The sequence below is a fragment of the Rudaea sp. 3F27F6 genome (genome assembly GCF_005503555.1).
Taxonomy (GTDB): domain Bacteria; phylum Pseudomonadota; class Gammaproteobacteria; order Xanthomonadales; family Rhodanobacteraceae; genus Rudaea.
In genome coordinates this window covers 553396-576831 of record NZ_SCNG01000003.1, presented here as the reverse complement: position 1 = coordinate 576831, position 23436 = coordinate 553396, and the positions used below count along the sequence as shown (strand labels likewise).

Genomic DNA, 23436 nt, shown 5'->3' with positions numbered 1-23436 from the left:
CGCATCGACCGTGTAGCTGCCGACGATGCCGTTGGCGAGCGCAGTCACCGCTGCGCGGCCGTCCGCGTCGGTGAGAACGGTCGTAGCCGACAACGAAGCCGACGCTCCCGTGGCCGGCACGCTGAAGATCACCGGAATGCCGGCAAGCGGCGCGCCGCCCGCGTCGACGACGCGCACTTCGAGCGGATTCACGAACGCGGTGCCGACGACGGTCTGCTGCGCGTCGCCCGCCGTGACGGTGAGCTGGGCCGGCGGATTCTGATCGAAGCTCGCCGCGACGGTGCAGTCGGCGACGATCGGATGCGTCGTGTACTGCGTGCCGATCAGGGTGCCGCCGCAAGTTCCGCCCACCGTTGCGGAGTAACCCGGATTCGCGGTCACCGTAAAGATCGGCGCCGCGCTGCGGAATACCGTCTGCTGCGTGGCGGGCGAGATCGTGCCGTTCGCGCCGGCGCTCGGCGTCACTGTGTAGCTCGGCGGAACGCCGAAGTTTGCGACGACCGTGCAGTCCGCATTGACGGCGTTCGTTACATAGGTCGATCCGACGAGAGTGCCACCGCAGGTGCCACCGACGCTGAGGATGGCGTTGTTCGGTACCCCTGCGTCCGGCGTCAAAGTGAAAGTGACGCTGGCGCCGGCAACAACGGTCGTCGGACTCGTCACGCTTGTATCGGCGGCAACGCCGATCGTGCCGCTACCGCTGCCGACGCTGAAGCCGACATCGTAGGCCGCGCTGTAATGCAACTCCCAAACCTCGTTGCCGCCCTGGTTGCCGAAGTTGCCGGTGAGCACGAGACGATTGCGCGCGCTGTCGTAGGTCATTGCATGCTGCTGGCGTGCACCGGGGTCCGGCGCGGCCGCGCTCACGCGGGTCCAGTTGGTGCCGTCCCACTCCCAATGCAATTCGCCGGGGCCGATGCCGGAGCCGCCGTAGAGGACGATCTTCTGACGCTGGGCGTCGTAAGCGAGCGCGTGATCGTAGCGCGGCGCAGGCGCGAGACCGTTGACGGAAACCTTCTTCGTCCACGCCGCGCCGTCGTACTCCCAAGTGTCGTTGTACACCGACGCATAGTTGGCGGAAGCGCCGCCGAACATGACGACGACATGGCGGGCCGCATCGTAGGCCATCGCCGCGCGCCAGCGTCCCGGCGCGTAGCCGGTGCCTGCCGTGGTCGCGGTCTGCGTCCAGACGCCGCCGGCGTAGACCCAAGTGTCTGCGCACTCGGTCGCGGGCGAGAAAGAGCAGTACAAGCCGCCGGTCATCACGCTCTGTTCGCGTGTGGCGTCGTAGGCCATCGCATGGCCGTTGCGGAACATCGGCGACGACGCCGGGTTGACGCCGGTCCAGTCGCCGCTGCCGCTCCACTCCCACGTATCGTTCTTGCGCGAAGCGCCGCCGGCGCTGCCGCCGAACAATACGATGCGGCCGCTGTGCGCGTCGTAGGTAATCGGGGCAATGCGCGCGCCGACGTTGCTCAATGGATACGTAGTCCACGCGCCGCCGTCCCAGGCGCGCACGTTGCCGCTGCCGGCATCGAACAGCACGGCACGATTGCGCGCGCTGTCGAACGCCATCGACGATTCGGCCGTGTACGCGGGCGGCGACACCGGTGTGACGTTCTGCCAGACCGGCATGCTCGTGGCCGCGCCGGCGTCATGCGCGGATGTGCACAGCGCCAGTGCACCGAGTAGCACGGAGACAAAAGAGACACGACGTGCCCGCGAAAGAATGCAGTGAAAATTCATGGCAACAGTTCCCCTTTGCGACGAGCCGGGCCGCCGCAATCGATCGTAGATGCTCGGTTTCTCCCATCCGTCCGCTGCAGCGAGCGCTCGCGCGCATCGCACGATTCACTGCAGGCGAACATCCTTGCGAGCGAGCGATATGCGTGTCGTCGCGCGGCGCGTATCGCGGACAGGTTCGCGACGGCGGAAGGTTCCGTCGTTGCCGCGTCCGAACCGCGTTGATCCGGCGCGATGCGGGGCAGTATATTCAGCGCCGAAATCGCCCGGTTGCCCGACCGTCTCAAGTCGTTGACCGAGCGTCTCATGGGGAATCCGTCCGCGACGCCGCGCACATTTCGGCTGACACGCACGGCATTGACGTCTGCTGCTTCTCTCCAAAGACCACGCGCAGACGGATACGGGGACACGATGATCGAACAGCGACAAGCGGTACCGCGCGGCGATCTGCCGTTCGTGCATTTTTCGACCGCAGGTTTGTCTAGCGCCGACGCGTTCGCCGTCTGGCGCGACTCCGTGTCGGTGGTATTCGAATCGACCGTTGATGCCGAACGCGGCGAGCCGTTCCATGCCGAGATGGGCGTCTTCCATCTCGGCGACCTGCTGTTCGGACAGAACTCGTTCGGCACGCAGCGTTTCGCGCGCACACCGCGCATGATCCGCCGCGACGGCCTCGACCATTTCCTTATCCAGATCTACGCCAAGGGCGGTTACCGCGGCGACGCGAACGGCGAATCGATCGACCTGCGCAGCGGCGAAATCAGCATCCTAGATCTCGCCAAGCCGCTGACTTCGCAGGCCGATGCTTCGGACACGCTGTCGCTGATGATCCCGCGCCGCATGCTCGATCCGCTGCTCGCCACCGATACGCTGCACGGCAACGTGCTGCGCGGCACGGCGGCGGACCTGTTCTCCGCGTATGCGCGCACGCTGCAGACGCGGCTTCCGGCGCTGAGCCACGACGAAACTCCGCTCGCAGTGAACTCGCTCGTCGAGCTGTTCGCCGCGCTGGCACGGCCGCGGGCGAGCCGTACCGCCGCGGCCACGCCGAGCGTGCGCCAGGAACTCGCGCTGGCGCGGGCCAAGCGCTATATCGAAAATCATCTGCACCGGCCGCGGCTCTCGCCTGAAGAAATCCGCAGCGCCGCCGCGGTGTCGCGTGCGAGTCTCTATCGCCTGTTCGAACCTTACGGCGGCGTCTCGCACTACATTCTGACGCGCCGCCTCGCGCGCTGCTGCTCGGCACTCGAGAATCCGCGCGAGCGCCGCCTTATCGGCGAAATCGCCTATGCCCACGGCTTCGTCAACGAAGCGCATTTCAGCCGCGCGTTCGCGCGCGAATACGGCATCGCGCCGAGTGCGGCGCGCCGCCGCGAATCCACCGCCGTCATCCACGCGGCAAAGACCTCGCAGGCGCTCGCCAGCGACGCCGACTTCAGCGACTGGGTGCGCCGCTTCCAGCGCAGCGCCGCGGCCTGACGCCATGCGCCGTTGGTGGTAGGATTCGCCGACGCGACGCGACCGACACCGCGCGACTTCCGCCTCCGACGCCGGCCGCCGCCGCGCCCAGGCTCTCCATCCAACGCATACGATGCCGCAGTCACGCGGAATCGCACCCAATCCGCATGCCACAACTCATTCATCACAATCTCAAGCTCGAACCGGACGACGGCGAGCGGCTCGCCAATCTCGCCGGCCCGTTCGACCAGCATCTGCGCCAGGTCGAAATGCGCACCGGCGTCGAGATCGCCAACCGCGGCAACGTGTTCCGCATCAGCGGCGAAGCGGCGAAAGTGAAGCTCGCCGAACGCGTGCTGCACGACCTGTTCGACGCCACCGCCAGCGAAACGCTCGACGGTGCGCAGGTTGGCCTGCGCCTGTCCGAGTCCGGCCTGTCCGCGCTCGACGAGACCAGCCACGAAGCGCAGGAAGTCACGGTCAAGGTCAAGCGCGGCACCGTGCGCGGCCGCGGCGTCAACCAAGCGCGCTATCTGCACGCGATCGCCCGGCACGACATCAATTTCGGCATCGGCCCGGCCGGCACCGGCAAGACCTATCTTGCCGTCGCGATGGCCGTCGACGCGCTCAACGACTCGCGCGTGCAGCGCCTCATCCTCGTCCGCCCCGCGGTCGAGGCCGGCGAGAAGCTCGGCTTTCTGCCCGGCGACCTCACGCAAAAAGTCGATCCGTATCTGCGGCCGCTCTACGACGCGCTGTTCGAGATGCTCGGCGTCGACCGCGTGACCAAGCTGATCGAGCGCAACGTGATCGAGATCGCGCCGCTCGCCTACATGCGCGGGCGCACGCTCAACGACTCGTTCGTCATCCTCGACGAGGCGCAGAACACGACGGTGGAACAGATGAAGATGTTCCTGACCCGCATCGGCTTCGGCTCGATCGCGGTCGTCACCGGCGACCTGACCCAGATCGATCTGCCGAAGCATGTGAAGAGCGGCCTGCGCGACGCGGTCGACGTGCTCGGCAAAGTCGAAGGCATCAGCATGACGTTCTTCGAAGCCAAGGACGTCGTGCGCCACCCGCTCGTGCAGCGCATCGTGCGCGCCTACGAAGCGGCGAGTGCGAAGGCGGACGCCAAGACATGAGCGGCGCGCGCGTGCTGCTGATTCCAGGCCTGTGGAACTCGGGACCCGAGAACTGGCAGTCGTACTGGGAGCGCGAACACGGCTACGAGCGCGTGCAGCAACGCGACTGGGACCGGCCCGATCGGCGCGAGTGGGTGGAGACGCTGCAGAAAGCCATCGTCGCAGCCGCGCAGCCCGTCGTTCTCGTCGGCCATTCGCTCGGCTGCGCGCTGATCGCGCACTGGTCCGCGAAATACTCCGGCCCGATCCACCGCGCCCTGCTCGTGGCGCCGAGCGACCCGGAAGGTCCGAACTATCCCGACTGCACGACCGGCTTCGCGCCGATGGCGCGCTCGCGCCTGCCGTTCCCGAGCATCGTCGCGGCGAGCAGCGACGACATCTACGTCACGCCCGAGCGTGCGCAGACCTTCGCGCACGATTGGGGCTCGCAATTCGAACCGGTCGGCGCACTCGGCCACATCAATGCCGATTCGAAGATCGGCAACTGGCCGCAAGGACACGCCTTGCTGCAGCGACTGATCGAACGATGAGCGTGAAGACCTCGAAGCGAGCGACCCATGCGCCGCCCACCGCTGCGCCGGCCGTCGCGTTGAGCTATGCGATCCCCCGCCGCGGCCTGCCCGCGGCGACGGCATTTCGCGCCTGGGTTGCGGCAGCACTCGTCGGCGCGCGCCGACGAGTGCCGGCCGAACTGTCGATCCGGCTCGTCGGTACCGCCGAAGGCCGCGAGTTCAACCGCACCTATCGCGGACGCGACTACGCCACCAACGTGCTGTCGTTTCCGGCCGAACTGCCGCGCGGAGTGAAACTGCCGCTGCTCGGCGACCTCGTGATCTGCGCGCCCGTCGTCGCACGCGAAGCTGCGGAACAGGGCAAAGCGCCGCGCGACCACTACGCTCATCTGACCGTGCACGGCGTGCTGCATCTGCTCGGCTACGACCACGAAAACGACAGGGACGCGCAAAAAATGGAAGCCCTGGAGCGGCGCATTCTCGCCGGACTCGGTATCGCCGATCCGTATAACTGATTGAATTTCAACATTTTATAAAACCGTCACCGATTCTCCGGTATACTGCGCAGCCGCCCGCATCGGGCTTTGCACCCAGATACATGAACGACGACCCTCCGAATTCGGCCCCACCGCGAACGTGGTTGGACCGGATCAGCCAGTTGGTCTCCGGCGAGCCGCGCAACATCGACGAACTGCTCGTGGAGTTGCGCCACGCTCAAGCGAATGGCTTGCTCTCCAACGACACCTTGTCGATGGTCGAAGGCGCCATCGAAGTCGCCGATCAGCAAGTCAGTGATGTCATGGTGCCACGCGCACAGATGGTCGCGCTGCCGGTCGACGCTTCGTTCGACGAAATCCTGCGCCGAGTGATCGAGTCGGGCCATTCGCGCTTTCCCGTGCATGGCGAGGACGCCGACGAGATCGTCGGCATCCTGCTTGCCAAAGATTTGCTCAAGAGTTTCACCGGCGGCCAGGTGCCGCAGGACATCCGCGCCTTCCTGCGTCCGGCGGTGATGATCCCCGAGTCGAAGAGACTCGACATCCTGCTCAAGGAATTCCGCCTGTCGCGCAATCACATGGCGATCGTTATGGACGAGTACGGCGGCGTTGCCGGCTTGATCACGATCGAGGACGTGCTCGAAGAAATCGTCGGCGAAATCGACGACGAGCACGACGAAGAAGACCCAGCGCGCAACAAGCTGATCCAGGCCCAGCCGGACGGCCGCTTCCTGGTCAACGCGCTCACCCCGATCGCCGACTTCAACGAACGCCTCGGCAGCCGTTTTTCCGACGACGAGTTCGACACGATCGGTGGCATGGTCACGAGCGAGTTCGGCCATCTGCCCGAAAGCGGCGAAGAAGTCGCGCTCGGCGGATTCCATTTTCACGTCACCCGAGCCGACGCGCGCCGCGTGCTGCAATTTGCCGTGCGGTCGGTCGATGCTTGAGTGGACGGCGGCGCTGAAAAGCATCCGGCATGATTCCCGCGCCAGCGGGAATCCGCTGTCTTCGGTCGATACGCGAACACAAAAGAAAAATCGCTCGATCGGCGTGCTCGCAAACATGGCGACGCGGCTGCTTGCATTCTTCGCCGTTCTGCTTGTGTGCTCGCTCACAGTACAAGCACAGGAAGTCGATGCCGGCTCAGCTCCACCGCCCGGTTCCAATCTCGGCGTCGCGCTGATCACGTTCGGTCCGGGCGAAGAGCTCTGGGAACGCTTCGGCCACAATGCCATCGAGATCCACGACACGACGACGGGCGCGACGCGTCTCTACAACTACGGCATGTTCGACTTCGCGCAGGAGAATTTCTTTCTCAACTTCGCGCGCGGCCACATGATGTACCGCATCGCAGTCGGCGATCCGGCCGAGGAGTATCCGAACTACGTCGCCGAAGGCCGCTGGATCGTACGCCAGGAACTCAACCTCGCGCCCGCGCAGCGTGCCCAGCTCGCCGAACGCCTCGACTGGAACGCACGCCCGGAAAACGCGCAGTACCGCTACGACTATTTCCGCGCCAACTGCTCGACGCGCGTGCGCGACGCGATCGACGAAGTGCTCGGCGGCGCGATCAAGGCACAGCTCATTTCGCCGTCGCGCGGCTTCACCTACCGCATGGACGCCGATCGCCTGATGCGTCCCGATACGTCGCTGATGCTCGCTATCGATGCCGGCCTCGGCCCGTACGCCGACCAGCGCCTGTCGTACTGGGACGAGAGCTTTGTGCCGATGGAATTCATGCGCCACGTGCGCGAAATCACCCTGCGCGATACGGCTGGAAATGCGCTGCCTTTGGTCGCGAACGAAACCTTGTTGAACAAAGGCCATCTGCCTGAACCTCAGGAATTTCCGCCGCGCTGGACCTGGGGCGCGCTGATCCTCGGCATCGCCTCAGCCTTGATCCTGATCGGCCTCGCGCGTGCGCGCGCAAACACCGCAGCGCGCATCGTCTTCGCCGGCACAGCCAGCGTGATCGCCCTGGTCTGCGGCATCGGCGGCCTCGTCCTGGTCGGCCTGTGGACGCTGACCGACCACACCAGCGCCTGGCGCAACGAGAACCTGCTCCTGCTCAATCCGCTCTGCCTGCTCTTGCTGCCGGCATGGCTGACCGCATTCGGCAAGCGCTGGCAGCCTTCGCGGTTCGCCAAACGCATCGCAGCCGCGGTGGCGTTCTGCGCCGGCCTCGCCTGGTTCGTGAAAATCCTGCCGGGCTTCGTTCAGGACAACTGGTTCTGGATCGCGCTGCTGCTGCCGATTCAGATCGCGCTCTGCGTGGCCGTAATCTACGTCGCGCCAAATCGAAGGGCTCTTCGATAGTAGCCCGCGGTTGCCCACACCGATCTTTGCGCTTACCTTAAGCCGCCTTGCGCAATCGGCAATACCGGGCTCGCAGCGCAAAGACAGCCAATCGGGGCGCAGCAAATTTTTCGGGGAATGAAATGTTTGAACGGACGTTGCGCCGCGTGGCGCAGGGAATGCTTGCAGCCGTTTTTCTCGCGTTTGCCCGCACGACTTTGGCGCAGACTCCATCGCCTCTCGCACAGCCCGATTTGAACCTCTATACCAACGGCACCGTTTACGCCGCCGTACGCCTGCCCGACGGCAGCGTGGTCTTTGGCGGTTCCTTCTTGCAGGTCAACGGTGTCGCGCGCTCGAACATCGCACGGCTGAAAGCCGACGGGACTCTGGATTTGAACTGGAACCCCGGAGCGGATCGAACGGTCAAAGCTCTGACTATAGACACCCAAAACCGCCTGTATGTCGGCGGTTACTTCCAGACCATCGCTGGCGCTCAACACAACCAAGTCGCCCGATTCGCTACGGACGGAACCATCGACGGCAAGTGGACGGCCAATCTCTCTTGCAACAACATCTATGCGCTCGCATCGAATAGTCACGGCGACCTAATCGTCGGTGGCCAAGCCTGCTCGGTCGATGGAAGTCTGGTCGCCACCGCCAAACTTGCTGGAGATACCGGGGCGCTGATCCACTCTTGGAAACCTGGAGTCCTTGATCGGGTTACCGCCCTTGTCGTCGCCGGCAACGACGATCTCTATCTCGGCGGCAGTTTTACCCAAGTCGGCGGCTTAGCCAGAAACCATTTGGCAAAAATATCGAGCCTTGGGGCGGGAGTGGTGGATCCGAACTGGAATCCCGCTCCGACTAACACCATCGGTGACGTTCAAATCTTCAGCATCGTGCCGGATAATGGCGGGAATGTCTTGATCGGCGGGAGCTTCACATCGATCGGTGGACAGAACCGCAACAACATAGCCAGACTTTTCAGCAGTGATGCGGGCAATGCAGATGCTGGTTGGAATCCTTCCGCGAACGGTACAGTCAACGCTTTGTCCATCGACAGCAGCGGTCGTACATACGCCGCAGGAGCGTTCTCCACGATCGGTGGTCAGGCCAAGCCTGCAGTAGCCAGACTGTTGGTGACCGGATCGGGCACAGCCGATCCGACCTGGCCCGCCGTAGCTGGGAATATTGACGGCGGCGCCGTCCGCTCCCTTGTCGCAAACAACGATGGAAATGTCTATGTCGGCGGCTTCTTCTCGACGATCGCAGGTGCCGAACGCCACTCTTTCACCGCCATTGGCTCAAACGGCATTGTGCGTCCGGCGCTTGACACGGTTACGCCGGGGGGAATCGTCAAGGCCATCGTGAAACAATCCAACGGCGGCATGATCGTGGGCGGCTACTTTTCCGGCGCAGACAATTTCGCGCGCAGCAATGTCTTGCGTCTGCAATCCGACGGATCGGTCGATCCGAACTGGTTGGTATCGACCGATGCGCCCAATAGCTTGGGTGTTGAAGCGATCGCAATCGGTTCGGACAACGCCATCTATCTCGGCGGCGAATTCAGCAAGGTCAACGGACAGGCCAAGTCGGGCGTCGTGAAATTGACCCCCAGCGGCGCGCTCGATCCGAACTGGGGAGCTGCTTCCGACGTCGGCGGCATTGCTTACTACGGCGTGGAAGCCTTGGCACTGGCTGCCGATGGGAGTGTTTACGTAGGCGGAGACTTTTCAAGCGTTGGCGGCCAACCACGTTCTTCATTGGCAAAAATATCGAACCGGGGCGTGGTCGATCCGACCTGGAATCCCAACCAAGATGCGGCCGCTTATCCAACCCCGGATTTCGGAGTGACCGCTATCGCCATCGATCCGGACGGTTCCCTCTATGTTGCATCCGACTCCCTGAAACTCGCGCAATCTCCGGTAAATCGACGGTTGTTAAAGGTGTCCGGACAAGGCATTGGCCCCGTCGATCAAAACTGGAATCCGTCGCTTCCGTGGGTAAGCCTGCCGTTTTCCCTTCTGCTCGATGGCAAAGGCTATCTGTATGCAGGTGGCTCAGGGATCGCCAAGATTTCCACGAAAGACGGTGTCGCCGATCCGAATTGGCGTCCGCAGATGCTGGGGCAGTTATCATTCCAAGACAGTCGCCAAGGTCGAAGTCTTCCACAAATATATTCTCTTGCCCTCGACGGAAGCGGGAATCTCTATGCTGGCGGTATGTTCTCCATCGTCTTGCACACCGTCGAGACTCCGACGAGCTATTACATATCCGATCAGCATCCCCGTCCCTATCTGGTCAAGATGTCCACGACCGGCGCAGCGGAAATCGACCCGGCGTGGAATCCAACGCCTAACGAGGTCGTTAATGCGATAGTGACTGCGGCCGACGGGCGACTGTATGTCGGCGGCGCGTTCTCGCAGATTGGAGGACAATCTCGCCAAGGTGTCGCCTCCTTGCCGTCGATGCCGGCATCCGCTACAGGCATACCCGACCATTTGAATCAATTCGGCTGGACGGGCGCGTGGTACAACCCGGCCACGAGCGGCCAAGGCATGCTGCTGCAAATTATTCCCGGCCCAACGCCTTCCGATACCGGCACTTTCTTCGGCGCATGGTTCACCTATGATCAATTCGGCGGCGGCCAACGGTGGTACACCTTCCAAGGCCCGGTCGACAACACGAGCAAGGCCGTAGGCATGCCCGTCTATGCTGGCGCCTCTGCCGAAGGGTCGACAATAACGACGGTCAATGTCGGCGACGCGCTAGTCAGTTTCAGCGACTGCACTCATGCCAGCGTCGCCTACAGCATCTATGATCCGATGAGTACTTTTTCTTCGGGATTCGGTCGCGGCAATTATTTGGAAGGCGGTTTTTTTCCGCTCGTGCGTCTCGGCGCAAATATTTCGTGCACAGCCACGGGCGATGTTGCTGCCGACCCGGACTATCAGCTTTCCGGGATGTGGTACGACCCCAAGGTTCCACTCAGCGGACTTATGTTTTTGGTCGATCCGACCTCGAAGGTGTTTTTCGCCGGCTGGTTCAAGCAGAATTTTCCCTATGTACTTCCGCCTTTCGATGTGCTCACCTCGCGCCGCTGGTACAGCCTGCAAGGTCCTTGGACTTCCGGCGCCACGTCACTCGATAACGTGCCGATCTACTGGACCAAAGACGGCGTGCTCAATCAGCCCGTGCCGATCACGAGCATGCAGGTCGGTACGGCAAAGTTGGTCTTCGCCAATTGCAACAGCGTGACCTTGGCCTACACGTTCACGGGCGGCCCCGACGCTGGCACCAGCGGCATGCTGAACCTGAGTCGCGGCGTGGGCAAACCGGCGAACTGTAATCCCTAGCCTCCCCCGGCACTGCGATTGCAGCCGTCATCGCGCTTCCGGCATCATGCGCGCGTCGCGACGATGGCGGTAAGATCATGGACATGCAGGTCCAACCCAACAGTCAATCCACCACACCGGCGGCCATGTCGCCGATGCTGGTCAACTGCATCGCCTACGGCAAGGACGGGCGCAAGCTGCGCGATGTCGCTCTCGACGACATCAGCACGGTGCTGCAGTACGCTGACCAGTTCATCTGGGTCGGCCTGCACGAGCCCGACGAGGCCCTGCTCGGCAAGCTGCAGGAGGAATTCGGCCTGCACGATCTCGCGATCGAAGACGCGCACTGCGCGCATCAGCGGCCGAAGATCGAAATCTACGACGAGGTGCTGTTCGTCGTCCTGCACACCGCGCAGGTGGTGAACGGCAAGATCGAGTTCGGCGAAACGCACATCTTCCTCGGCAAGAATTTTCTGCTGACCGTGCGCCACGGCGCCTCGCTATCCTACGCCGCGCCGCGCAAGGCCTGCGAACAGACGCCCGAACTGATGGCGCTCGGACCGAGCTACGCGCTCTACTCCGTGCTCGACTTCATCGTCGACAACTTCCTGCCGATCGTCTCCTCGTTCAAAGAAGAGTTGCACGAACTCGAGAAGGAAATCTTCGAGGACACGTTCAAGCGCGAAGTGATTGAACGCCTGTACCTGCTCAAGCGCGAACTCGTCACGCTGCGGCTCGCGGTGTCGCCGATGCAGGACATCCTCAATCAGCTTTCGCGTTTCCACGGCAAACAGATCGACGACGAGGTGCGTCCGTATCTGCGCGACGTCTACGATCACGCCGCGCGCATCGCCGATACGACCAATACGATGGGCGAGTTGCTGACCGCGGCGATGAACGTCAACCTCGCGATGGTCAGCGTCGCGCAGAACGACGTGGTCAAGCGTCTCGCCGGCTGGGCGGGCCTGCTCGCCGCACCGACGCTGATCGCAAGCTGGTACGGCATGAACTTCCACAATATGCCGGAGCTGGACACGAAGAGCGGCTACTACGTGCTGATCGGCGTCACTCTGGGCATCTGCACCGGTCTGTATTTCGTCCTGCGCCGGGCGAAGTGGTTGTAGGCGTAACCAACTCGGTCAAGGCGAAGGTGCAAACCAGCCGATCAGATCGACCGCAACGTCGGTCGATCCTGCCGAATTGAAGATCGCGACCTTGCCGTTCGTGCCGACTTTGGCGATCACGAGGTTGGGCACGACCTGGCCCGGAGTGAAGTTGAGATTCGACGTGCGCGGCCTTGCCCCGCCGGCGGGCCATAGAGTCAGGAAGCCGGACATGCTCGGCGTTATCGCGGTCACGTTGAGGACCACCGAATCGACTCCGCTGTTCGGAACGCCGGCACGGCCGGTCACGGCAAGATCAAGTTCGGCGCCTGCGCCGATCGCCCCGGTTGCCGAATAGAGACCGTCCACCGTCGGGCTGCCGCTGCGCGTATCCAGCACGCGTACGGGCACGAGCGACGTCAGTTCCGACGCGCTTGCGAACCAGCCCATGACGTCGGCGATCAAATCGGTCGAATTCAAAGCGTTGTACAAGGCGACCTTGCCGTTGCCGCCGACTTTCGCAATGACGAGGTTCGCACTGTTTCGCCCCGGTGCGAGGTTGAGATTCGACGCAAACGGGCGCGGGCTGCCTGCAGGCCATACGCTCACGTAGCCCGGGCCGCTCGAATTCGCCGCCGTCAGATTCAGCACGACCGCATCGACACCGCTCGCCGGCACGCCGCCGCGCCCGGCGACGACGAGATCGAGTTCGACGCCCTGTCCGAGCGCGCCGCTGCCGCTGAACTGGTTGTCGACGGTCCGCTGCCCCGCACGCGTGTCGAGCAAGCGCGCCGGTTGCAGCGGCGTCAGCCCCGAAGTGGCAGGAAACCAACCGGCGACATCGGCGATCAGATCGGTGCTGCCGGCGGAATTGAACATCGCCACCTTTCCTGCGGCACCGACCTTCGCCAGGACCAGATTCGGCACGGTCTGACCCGGCACGAAATTGAGATTGGAAGCCAGCGGACGCGAACTGCCGGCGGGCCACACCGTCACGAAGCCGCGATCGGTCGGATTGGCAACGGTCACATTGAGCACAACCGCCGCGGCGCCGCTCGCCGGCACGCCGCCGCGGCCGCTCACGGCGAAATCGAGCTCGCCGCCGGCAGCCAGGGCGCCGCTGCCCGAATACTGTCCGTCGACCGTCGCGAATCCGGCACGCGTATCGAGCACGCGAGCCGGAGACAAGGACACGAAAGTCGGCGACGCAGATCCCGCTTGTGCCGTAGCACAATTCGGCGTCGCGCTTGCCGCGGCGCCGCGCGTCAGGCCGGCCGTGCCGACGCCGCTGTAAGTCGATTTGCCCATGACCCAACAGGTGCGATACGTAATCACGCCGCCTGCGGGATAGGCAACGATCGGCACCGACATGGTGTCGGTCAAATAAACCTCGGGCAGATTCGAGCCGTAAAACGGCGCCGAACCCCAAGCGAATTTCTTGCCGTAGATCGCCGCACCGGCCAGCCAGCCGCCGTCCGCCGCGCCGCCGCTGTACTGCGCCGATTGGAACGGCCATTCCCATTGCTGGATGCCGTTTGCTGCGGAATAGAAGCCGCTACCGTCGATGCCGCGGTGCGAGGAATAGCCGCTGTAGACCAGCCCCGCATCGCCGGCCAGTTTCATCTCGAACAGACCGATCTCGTAGAGCACGCCCGTGGTCGAATGCTTGGCGAGCATGCCCTGGAACGGCCGCATGCTGCCGATCGGCGCACTCCAGGTCCACGCCGATGCCTGGGTGAGGTACGCCGACGGAGCGACCTTGGAGGCGAAGAGAAACGCGGAGTCGCCCCACTGCACGTTGTTGATCGTCGCATTCGCATCACTGTCGGCGAATTCCAGCACGCCGTACGGGCCGCGCATGTCGAACGCGAGCTGGCCCTTGGTGCTCGCCGAGATATCGACCTGGGTGTCGATGCGCGGGAAGTCGGTGCCTTTCTGGAACGTCCAGGTGATCGTGACCGGCACCGCGTAGCGCATATGCTGAGCTGCGGCCGTCGGCGTGCCGTGATCCGCGCTCGGGTCGGCCATCGGCGCGAGCGTGCCCCATTTCGGATAAGTCAGGCGGAAACTATGCGACGCCACGGTCGAAGCGGCCGTGATCGTCGACGCGCTCGTGGTGACCGGGAAGGCCAATCCGAGCGGCGAATCGTCTTCGCCGTGCAGTGCTGCGATCGTGCCCGACGAGCCGTCGCTGAAACTGCGATACAACTCGTGCGCGACGAAGTAACCGAAGCCGCCGTCGCCGCCGCTCGCCATATTCGCTGTGACGGTGCGCCAGACGCCGCCTTCGAGAACGCGATAGGTCATCTGCACGGCATAGCCGCCGTTGCCGGGGTTGCCGTTGCCCTGCTGCTTGAGCGACACGCTGCGCGGCTGTCCCTGCGAATCGGTCCAGGTGTACTGGTCGACGGCGAGCCCGAGCACCGTCGTGCTCGTGCGCTGCACGCCGTCGCCGGTCGCGCCGATCGCTATCGGCGCAGCAGTGAATGCCGCGACGGCGACTACACAAGCCGCCGCCAGTTGCACGCGCCGTGTGCGCAGCGCAACCGCAAGCCACAAAAAGCCCTGCATATCCCCGTCCCTCCCGAATGCGACAGCGCAAAGCCCCGCCTTTCGCCGTACTCGCAAGTCTGCCATCTCCGCCATCCCGAGTCCGGCAACTGCGTCGCGGTATCGTCTGCTTCGTCACGCTATCTGTCGCGGCAAACGGCTACTCTCCGAGCTTCTGCTGCGGAGCGACAAATGCATATCGGCATCAAAATAGGGGCCGCCGGTCTGGCGTTGTTCGCGGCCGCGAACGCGACAGCCCAAGTGGATGTCTTCCATCCCGTCGCAGCGGTAACAGGCGCGCAAGCGCAGGCTATTTCGCCCACCCGTGTGCAAACACAGCGGCTCGTCGCGACGAACACGGCCTCGCTCCAGGCGATGCACGCCGGCGACGAGGCCGCGATCGAAACGCCCGGCGGCACCTCTTATGTTCTCACCTACGAACGCACCGAGACCGGATACGGCGGCGGCAAGGTGTGGATCGGCTATGTGCGCGGCCACGGCAAGGATTATCCGGTACTGATCTCCACCTATGCCGGTCAAGTCGACGGCAGCATCGCCACGCCGGGCGGCAAGCTGCGCCTGCGCGGCAGCGAAGACAGCGCCGTACTTACCGACATGCAGGCCGCAGGCGAGCATCCGCTTGTGCCGACGATGGACGACATTGTGCTCGCGCCGCAGGTCGACGCTTCCATGAAAGCCCGTTCCGATGCCGATACGGATGCGGCCGTGGCGAGCCCGAGCGCGGCGGGACCCGGCAATCCGGCCCAGATCGATGTGCTGATTCTGTTCTCGACGCAATTGCAGACGCAGCTCGGCGGCTACTCGGCGACCATCGCGCGACTCAATACGCTCGTCGCCACAGCAAACACCGTCTACGCCAACAGCGGCATCTACGCGTCCCTGAATATGGTCTACGCTCAACCCGTCAATTATTCCTATGCGGATAAGAGCGTCCCCGACAGTACGACCTTGAGCAGCCTGCAGGGCGATACGACGGTCGCCGCGCTACGCAACCAATACGGCGCCGACGCGGTCTTGCTCGTGCGGCCGTTCCAGGCGAACGTTTGCGGCCTGTCCTACATCACTTCCGACTTCACCTACTCGGGCTATGCGTTCTCTGTCGTCGAAGATGGAATGAACGGCAACGCCTATTGCGACATCACCACGCTGACCCACGAGGTAGGTCATCTGATGGGTGCCGCGCACGACGTAGCAACATCGGTTCAATCGGCCGGTTCCGTTTCCAATTGCACCGCCTCGAGCCATCCGTGCTATGACGGTTACCCGAGCTACAACCGCGGCTACTGCAACGGCAACGCCGGGACGATCATGGCCTATCCCATTCCCGCGAACGGCTGCAGCCCTCTCGCCCAATATTTTTCGAACCCCACTCTCAACACGTGTAACGGCGGCAGTTGCGGCGTGCCGATCGGCACTGCCTATACGGCCGGCGGCGCGACGGTCACCGGCGCCGACAGCACCACGGCGATCAATACCAATGCGCCGCAGATGGCGGTATGGCGTTCGCCGCCGAACAAGTTCACGTCCTTGGTTCCCTCGCGCGTGCTCGACACGCGCGCCGGCGCGCAGACGACCGACGGCCTCTTCTCCGGAACGGGCGCACTGCAGGCGAACAGCCAGCTCGACCTGACGATAGCCGGCCGCGGCGGAGTCCCCGCGAACGGTGCCGGTGCCGTGGTGCTGAACGTCACCGCCGCGAATCCGAGCGCTTCGGGCTACCTCACCGCGTGGCCAACGGGCAGCACGCGTCCGCTCGCATCGAACATCAACTTCGTGTCGGGCCTGACGGTTCCGAATCTGGTCGTCGCCAAGCTCAGCTCCGGCGGCCAAGTGTCCTTGTACAACGCGATCGGCAGCACCGACGTGATCGCCGACGTCGCCGGCTGGTTTCCGGCCACCTCGGCGTTCGCACCGCTCGTGCCAGCGCGCCTGCTCGACACGCGGCCCGGCACGCACACCGTCGACGGACAGTTCGCCGGCGTCGGCGCCCTCGGCAGAACCACCGAGCTCGACTTCACCGTGACCGGCCGCGGTGGCGTGCCGGCCAGCGGAGTCGGCGCCGTGGTACTCAACTTGACCGCGACGCAGCCGACGACCTCGGCCTACATCACGGCGTGGCCGGCCGGCAGCGCCGTGCCGAATGCGTCCAACCTCAACGTCGTGCCGAACCAGACCGTCGCCAACCTCGCCATCGTCAAGGTCGGCAACAACGGCCAGGTCGCGCTGTTCAACTCGAACGGCAGTACGCACATGATCGCCGACGTGGCCGGCTGGTTTCCGACGGCGTCCGAATTGACTCCGCTGGTACCCGTGCGCCTGCTCGATACGCGACCGGGCCAGTCGACCTTCGATGGGCAGTTCGCCGGCGGCGGCGCGGTCGGCCAGGGCGTCGAACTCGACTTCACCGTGACCGGGCGCGCCGACATTCCGACCTCCGGCGTCGGTGCCGTCGTACTCAACGTGACTGCGGTGACGCCGACTACGTCCGGATTCCTGACCGTGTGGCCGACGGGAAGCACGCGCCCATTCGCGTCCAACCTCAACTTCACTCAGGGATCGGTCGTGCAGAATCTGGTCATCGCCAAGGTCGGCACGAACGGTCAGGTTGCGGTATTCAATTCGGCCGGCTCGACCTACGTCGTCGCCGATGCGGTCGGCTGGTTCGCCGCGAGCCCGTGACGGTGCGATGACAAAATCGTGTCATTGTCCTTTGTCCGAAAGACCAGCTTGACGGTACTGCCGGCGCGCAAGACACTCCGCTGACAACAACGCGCGGCGGGAGTGGCTATGAGCGGCACCGTGGGCAAGCTGGTGTGGGGATTGGTCGCCGTCGGTGGCGCGATGTGTCTCGGTGTCGTCGCCCTGAACCGCGGCGAATCGGTCAATGCGATCTGGCTCGTTGCCGCGGCGCTCTCGGTGTTCGCGATCGCCTATCGCTTCTACTCGAAATTCATCGCCGACAAAGTCCTCGGCCTCGACCCGACGCGCGCGACTCCGGCGCAACTGCGCAACGACGGCCTCGACTACGTGCCGACGGACAAATGGATCGTCTACGGCCACCACTTCGCCGCGATCGCCGGCGCCGGCCCGCTCGTCGGCCCGGTACTCGCCGCACAGATGGGCTATCTGCCCGGCACGCTGTGGATCCTAGCCGGCGTCGTCCTTGCCGGCGCGGTGCAGGACTTCATGATCCTCGCTCTGTCCCTGCGCCGCGACGCACGCTCGCTCGGCCATATGCTGCGCGCCGAGATGGGCAACGTCGCCGGCGTGACCTGCATGATCGGCGTGCTCATACTGATGATGATCGTGCTCGCTGTGCTCGCCCTCGTCGTGGTCAAGGCGCTCGCGATCTCGCCGTGGGGAACGTTCACCGTCGCCTGCACCATTCCGATCGCGATCCTGATGGGCATCTATCTGCGCTTTGTCCGCCCCGGGCGCGTGCTCGAAGTGTCGATCATCGGTCTCATCCTCTTGCTTGCGTCGATCTGGTTAGGCGGCGTCGTTGCGGCGGACCCGGTGTGGTCCACCTACTTCACCTTCGACGCGAAGCAACTCGCCTGGCTCGTGATCGGCTACGGCTTCTTCGCCTCGGTGCTGCCGGTGTGGCTGCTGCTCGCGCCGCGCGACTATCTGTCGACCTTCCTCAAGATCGGCACGATCGGCCTGCTCGCGATTGCGATCCTGTTCGCCGCGCCGTATCTGCAGATGCCCGCGGTGACGAAGTTCATCGACGGCTCCGGCCCGGTTTTCCAGGGCAACCTGTTTCCGTTCCTGTTCATCACGATCGCCTGCGGCGCGGTGTCGGGCTGGCACTCGATCATCTCCTCGGGCACCACGCCGAAGCTGCTCGCCAACGAACGCGAAGCGCGCATGGTCGGCTACGGCGGCATGCTGACCGAGGCGGCAGTCGCGGTGATGGCGATCATTGCGGCGAGTGCGCTGCATCCGGGCGTCTACTTCGCGATGAACTCGCCTGCCGCGCTGATCGGCGCCGACGTGCAGAGCGCGGCGACCGCAATCAGCCAGTGGGGTTTCGTCGTCACCCCCGACCAGCTAACGCAGACCGCCAAGGACATCGGCGAATCGACCATTCTCTCGCGCGCCGGCGGCGCGCCGACCTTGGCCGTCGGCATGGCGCAGCTGCTGCACGGGATCATGCCGGGCGAAGGCATGATGGCGTTCTGGTACCACTACGCGATTCTGTTCGAGGCGCTATTCATTCTCACTACCGTCGATGCGGGCACGCGCGTCGGCCGCTTCATGATCCAGGAACTCGTCGGCCTCGCCGTGCCGGCGCTGCAGAAAACCGAATCGTGGACGGCGAACATCGTCACCACGGTGTTCTGCGTCGCCATCTGGGGTTACTTCCTCTACTCCGGTGCGGTCGATCCGCTCGGCGGCATCAATACGCTGTGGCCGCTGTTCGGCATCGCCAATCAGATGCTCGCGGCGATCGCACTGACGCTCTGCCTCGTCGTCGTCGTCAAAAAGAAGCTCGCGCGCTACGCCTGGGTGCCCGGCATTCCGGCTGCGTGGCTGGTGATCTGCACGCTGAGCGCGGGCTGGGTCAAACTGCTCGACGTGAAAATCGGCTTCCCCGCAGCCGCCGCGAAATACGCCGACGGCATCGCCCAAAACAAACTGATCGCTCCGGCAAAGACAATGGACGAAATGCATCGCATCGTCACCAACAACACGATCGACGCAGTTCTGACCGGCATATTCATGGCCCTGGTCGTGGCCACGGTCGTCTTCGCCGTGCGCGCGATCATCAAGGCGAACGCGGCGGCACGGCCGACCATCAACGAAGAGCCCTACGTGGCGCTGAGTTCACTGGCGCGCTCGTCCTGAGTACGAAGATCAAGAACCGTCGTCCATGAGCGTATTTTTCGCATCAGCATGAACGGACTTGTCGAGTCTTTGCGGCACTTCTGGCGCCGCGCCGTGCAGACGGCGCGGCTCGCGATCGGCGTGCCCGACTACGACACCTACGTGCTGCATCTGCGCCGGCATCATCCCGAGCGCACGGTGCCGAGCTACGAAGAATTCTTCCGCCAGCGCCAGGATGCACGCTACAAGAACGGCGGCACGCGCGGCTGCTGCTAAGGGCTTGTCGGTAAATAGGAAATCGTTCGTGTTGAGCGTAGCGAAGCTTTGCTTCGCGAAGTCGAAACACCCGGAATTTCACGGCTTGCAGCACGTCGACCTCGCGCCTTCGGCGCTACGCTCAGTGCGAACGGACTATTTACGGACAAACCAAGTGTCGGCGACATACCGGTCGCTGCCCCGTGCGGTCGGCCCCTAGACTTTGGCGCACGGTAAGCCAGGGCTCGATGAATCGAGCCCCTATACGGAGGTCCGCAGACCGCTGCGCAAGTTGCAATTCGCCACGTCAGCCCGCATTGTTCGGCTCCTGTCTCGCCATTCCCCGTTTCCATGAAGTGGTTTCTGCTTGCCCTGTTTCTCGTTCCCGCGATCTACGTGCATTTTCGCGGGCGCGTGCGCTACAACCCGTTCCGTCAGCTCGGCGACCATTCGACCATCTTCGCGCCGCTGAACCTGTTCATGTATGCGTTCTCCCGCGTGCACGCCAATCCGTATCTGCCCGTCGCCGCGCTGCCCGAGATGGAAAAGCTGCGCATGCACTGGCAGGAGATCCGCGACGAGGCACTGGCGCTGCGCACCGCGCACGAGATCAAGGCGTCGGATCAGTACAACGACGTCGGTTTCAACTCGTTCTTCCGTTTCGGCTGGAAGCGGTTTTATCTGAAGTGGTACGACGAGGCGCATCCGTCCGCGGCGAAGTTGTGCCCGCTGACGACGCAGTTGCTCAAGAACATTCCTTCGGTGAAGGCAGCGATGTTCGCCGAACTGCCGTCCGGCGCACGCCTGATGAAGCATCGCGATCCATACGCGGGCTCGCTGCGCTATCACCTCGGCCTAGTCACGCCGAACGACGACGGCTGCTGGATCGACGTCGACGGCCAGCGCTACAGCTGGCGCGACGGCCAGGACGTGATCTTCGACGAGACCTACATCCACCACGCGAAGAACGAGACGCAGACTGACCGCATCATTCTGTTCTGCGACGTCGAGCGGCCGATGAGGTACCGCTGGGCACAGACGGTAAACGACTGGTTCGGCCGCCACCTCGTGCGCGCGGCGAGTTCGCCGAACGAAGCCGGCGACAACACCGGCGGACTCAACCGCGTGTTCAAGTACTTCTACGCGGTGCGTCTGAAAGGCAAGGCGCTCAAGGAAAGCAACAAACGCCTTTACTACGCGATAAAGTGGTCGATCGGACTCGCCCTGCTCGCCCTGATCATTTGGCTGTAAACCTGCGGATCGATCGATGAACACTCCCGCCCTTCGTGTCGATATCTGGTCGGACTTTGTCTGCCCGTTCTGCTTTATCGGCGCACTACGCCTCGAACAACTGGCGCAGCAGCGTCCGCTCGATTTCCACTGGCACGCCTTCCAACTGCGTCCGGCCGGCTCGCCGCCGATGGACGCGGCCAAGCGCAAGATGATCGCCGAGCACACGCCCAAACTCACCGCGCAGATGCGCGAGGAGTTCGGCCTCGATATCGCACGCGGCCCGCTCGACATCGACACGCGCGCCGCCCATCGTCTGTTCGCTGCGGCACAGGCGACCGCGCAAGGGGCCGCAGTCCACGACGCGCTGTTTCGCGCCTATTGGCTGCACGGCCAGGACATTTCCGACCCGGCCGTGCTCGGTGCCGTCGCGGCGAAGCACGGATTTGACGGGACGGCCGCGATCTCCGGCAGCGACACAGCGAGCGAACAATCGGTAGCCGCCGACGTCGCGCAGGCCGCACAGTACGGCTTCCACGGCGTGCCGGCGATCGTGTTCGGGCAGAAGTATTACGTCAGCGGCGCGCAGCCGCTGGCGGTCTTCGCCCAGGCGGCGGAAAAAGCCGCGGCCGAAAGCTCGCTCTGAGCCCCCCGCGACGTCGGCTTGAGATGCACGCACGCGCCGCTGAGCTGATCGAAACGCTGGGCCTGGAACCGCATCCGGAAGGCGGCCGCTACCGCCGCGCCTACACCTCGGCCACGTCACTCGCCTACGCCGCGGCGCGGCGGCCGATCACCACGGCGATCCACTACCTGCTCTGCAGCGGTGAGATCAGCCGCTGGCATCGGATCGATGCCGATGAAATCTGGCAGCACCACGAAGGCGATGCGTTCGAACTGATGCTGTTCGATGCGGCCACGAGCAAACTCGAACGCCATCGTCTCGGCCGCAGCGACGCGGCGACGGCAACGCAGCCGCTGGTCGGCGTGCCGGCCGGCATCTGGCAGGCTGCGCGCCCGCTCGGCGACTATGCCCTGGTCGGCTGCAGCGTCGCCCCGGGCTTCGACTTCGCCGGTTTCGCCCTGCTCGACGCCGATGCCGCTGCGCTAGAGGCGCTGACCCAGGCGGCTGCCGATCTATTGACGTATCGCTGAACCGACACGCTCTCGTACCTCACCGGGCGGCACCGTTCACAGCAGCGCGCCGCGCATTGACAGCCTCGTGCGGCCGCATCGATAATGCCTTGATTTTCAAGCAGTAAGGACCCGCAGCCTTGAGCAAGCCCCGCCGGCCCGTACTTGCCGTGATTCCCGCCTACAACGAGGCGGCGACCGTCGCCGACGTCGTGCGCGGGGTCATCGAGCATGCCGGTTGCGACGTGCTCGTAGTCAGCGACGCGGGCTCCGACGACACTCCCGCACAAGCGCGCGCCGCCGGCGCGACCGTGATCGAACTGCCGTTGAACCTCGGCGCCTGGGGCGCAACGCAGACCGGCATGCGCTATGCGCAGCGCCATGGCTACGGTGCCGTGGTCACGCTCGATGCCGACGGTCAGCATCATCCGGAAACGCTGCCTGCCCTGCTCGCCGCGCTCGCGCGTGGCGACGCCGATGTGGTCATCGGCACCTTCGCTCAGCGCCTGTCGAGAGCCAAGCGTTTCGCCTGGTGGTATTTCCGCGTGCTGACCGGCCTGCCCGTGCAGGACTTCACCTCGGGCCTGCGCGCCTACGACCGCCGTGCAGTGCGCACGCTCGCCTCGCGTGAAGCGAGTCTGCTCGACTATCAGGATATGGGAGTGTTGATGCTGTTGAACCAGAAAGGATTCCGTTTGAGCGAGCTGGAAACGCCGATGTCGCCGCGCAAGACCGGCATGTCGCGCGTGTTCGCTTCGTGGTTCGTCGTCGCACGCTACATGCTGCATACGACCGTGCTGTGTTTCGCCCGCCTGGACGTGCGCGGCCGCATCGCCCAGCGCGTCGCCGCGCGCGCGCGGGCCGCGGCATGACCGTTGTTCTCGTCTCCGCCGTCATCGGCATCGCGCTCGCCGGCGCGATTCTCTACCTCGTGCGCCGCGATCATCTGCACGGCAGCTATGCGCTGTGGTGGCTGCTGGTCGCTACGGCGACGCTGATCGTCGGCGTATTCCCGCATCTGATCGACCGCCTCGGCGCGATCGTCGGCATCGCCTATCCGCCGATCCTCGCCATCATCGCCGGCATGGGCCTGATCCTGATCCGCATGCTGCTCATGGACATCGACCGCTCGCGCCAGGAGCGCGCGCTGCGCCGCCTGACCCAGCGCCTGGCGATTCTCGACCAGGAACTCGGCGAAGCGCGCGCCAAGCTCGCCGCAAATCCGAACCCGGCTCCGCCCGAGGCCACAGCGCAGCGCAAGAGCGCCCAGGTCATCGCGCTGCCGAAGTCCGGCGGCGAAGGCTGACGCCGCAGGCCGACCG

The 23436-nt window shown here is 64.3% G+C and carries 17 protein-coding genes and 1 pseudogene; 16 read left to right on the top strand and 2 right to left on the bottom strand.

Annotation, left to right across the window (positions count from 1 at the left end):
- Positions 1-12 precede the first annotated feature (12 nt).
- Positions 13-822 (bottom strand): annotated as a pseudogene (locus FFS30_RS24250) (Ig-like domain-containing protein); the annotation flags it as partial.
- Positions 823-2154: 1332 nt separating this feature from the next.
- On the opposite strand from FFS30_RS24250, the gene FFS30_RS14990 reads away from it, so the two are divergent.
- The 8 genes from FFS30_RS14990 (at position 2155) to corA (ending at position 12115) form a co-directional block, all read left to right on the top strand.
- Positions 2155-3222, top strand: a complete 1068-nt coding sequence (locus FFS30_RS14990) for a helix-turn-helix domain-containing protein (RefSeq protein WP_171014639.1) — start codon at positions 2155-2157, stop codon at positions 3220-3222.
- Between the two features lie 146 nt (positions 3223-3368).
- Positions 3369-4346 carry a PhoH family protein gene (locus FFS30_RS14985; RefSeq protein WP_137913965.1) on the top strand — a complete coding sequence of 326 codons (978 nt, stop codon included), beginning with the start codon at positions 3369-3371 and terminating at the stop codon, positions 4344-4346.
- A complete protein-coding gene (locus FFS30_RS14980; protein WP_137913964.1) occupies positions 4343-4876 on the top strand; it encodes an alpha/beta fold hydrolase in 534 nt (177 codons plus the stop codon). Before FFS30_RS14985 ends, FFS30_RS14980 begins: the two co-directional genes overlap by 4 nt.
- Positions 4873-5373, top strand: coding sequence for an rRNA maturation RNase YbeY (gene ybeY, locus FFS30_RS14975; RefSeq protein ID WP_137913963.1), 501 nt, complete (start codon positions 4873-4875; stop codon positions 5371-5373). Before FFS30_RS14980 ends, ybeY begins: the two co-directional genes overlap by 4 nt.
- Positions 5374-5456: 83 nt before the next feature.
- Complete coding sequence (locus FFS30_RS14970; RefSeq protein ID WP_137913962.1) at positions 5457-6305, top strand: transporter associated domain-containing protein; 849 nt, start codon at positions 5457-5459, stop codon at positions 6303-6305.
- On the top strand, positions 6298-7674 hold the full coding sequence (locus FFS30_RS14965; RefSeq protein ID WP_137913961.1) for a DUF4105 domain-containing protein: 1377 nt from the start codon (positions 6298-6300) through the stop codon (positions 7672-7674). Before FFS30_RS14970 ends, FFS30_RS14965 begins: the two co-directional genes overlap by 8 nt.
- 122 nt (positions 7675-7796) lie before the next feature.
- Positions 7797-11012, top strand: coding sequence for a hypothetical protein (locus FFS30_RS14960; RefSeq protein WP_137913960.1), 3216 nt, complete (start codon positions 7797-7799; stop codon positions 11010-11012).
- Between the two features lie 77 nt (positions 11013-11089).
- Positions 11090-12115: a magnesium/cobalt transporter CorA gene (gene corA / locus FFS30_RS14955; protein ID WP_249352482.1), complete on the top strand. Its 1026-nt coding sequence runs from the start codon at positions 11090-11092 to the stop codon at positions 12113-12115.
- A gap of 15 nt (positions 12116-12130) precedes the next feature.
- Here corA and FFS30_RS14950 read toward each other — a convergent pair whose 3' ends face one another.
- Complete coding sequence (locus FFS30_RS14950) at positions 12131-14665, bottom strand: hypothetical protein (RefSeq protein WP_137913959.1); 2535 nt, start codon at positions 14663-14665, stop codon at positions 12131-12133.
- A gap of 171 nt (positions 14666-14836) precedes the next feature.
- On the opposite strand from FFS30_RS14950, the gene FFS30_RS14945 reads away from it, so the two are divergent.
- The 8 genes from FFS30_RS14945 (at position 14837) to FFS30_RS14910 (ending at position 23420) form a co-directional block, all read left to right on the top strand.
- Entirely contained in the window at positions 14837-17344 is a 2508-nt protein-coding gene (locus FFS30_RS14945; RefSeq protein WP_137913958.1) for a M12 family metallo-peptidase, read from the top strand.
- 108 nt (positions 17345-17452) lie between these two features.
- Positions 17453-19516: a carbon starvation CstA family protein gene (locus FFS30_RS14940; RefSeq protein WP_137913957.1), complete on the top strand. Its 2064-nt coding sequence runs from the start codon at positions 17453-17455 to the stop codon at positions 19514-19516.
- Between the two features lie 48 nt (positions 19517-19564).
- Positions 19565-19771 (top strand): YbdD/YjiX family protein, encoded by a 207-nt coding sequence (locus FFS30_RS14935; RefSeq protein ID WP_137913956.1) that lies wholly within the window; start codon positions 19565-19567, stop codon positions 19769-19771.
- A gap of 330 nt (positions 19772-20101) precedes the next feature.
- Positions 20102-21001, top strand: coding sequence for a lipid A hydroxylase LpxO (lpxO, locus tag FFS30_RS14930; protein ID WP_137913955.1), 900 nt, complete (start codon positions 20102-20104; stop codon positions 20999-21001).
- A 16-nt stretch (positions 21002-21017) separates the two neighbouring features.
- The gene (locus FFS30_RS14925; RefSeq protein WP_137913954.1) at positions 21018-21626 is read left to right on the top strand and encodes a DsbA family protein; all 609 of its coding nucleotides are present in this window, start codon (positions 21018-21020) and stop codon (positions 21624-21626) included.
- Between the two features lie 23 nt (positions 21627-21649).
- Complete coding sequence (locus FFS30_RS14920; RefSeq protein ID WP_137913953.1) at positions 21650-22135, top strand: cupin domain-containing protein; 486 nt, start codon at positions 21650-21652, stop codon at positions 22133-22135.
- A 119-nt stretch (positions 22136-22254) separates the two neighbouring features.
- Entirely contained in the window at positions 22255-22986 is a 732-nt protein-coding gene (locus FFS30_RS14915; protein WP_137913952.1) for a glycosyltransferase family 2 protein, read from the top strand.
- Positions 22983-23420 (top strand): DUF2304 domain-containing protein, encoded by a 438-nt coding sequence (locus FFS30_RS14910; RefSeq protein ID WP_137913951.1) that lies wholly within the window; start codon positions 22983-22985, stop codon positions 23418-23420. The genes FFS30_RS14915 and FFS30_RS14910 overlap by 4 nt, the downstream gene beginning before the upstream one ends.
- Positions 23421-23436 lie beyond the last annotated feature (16 nt).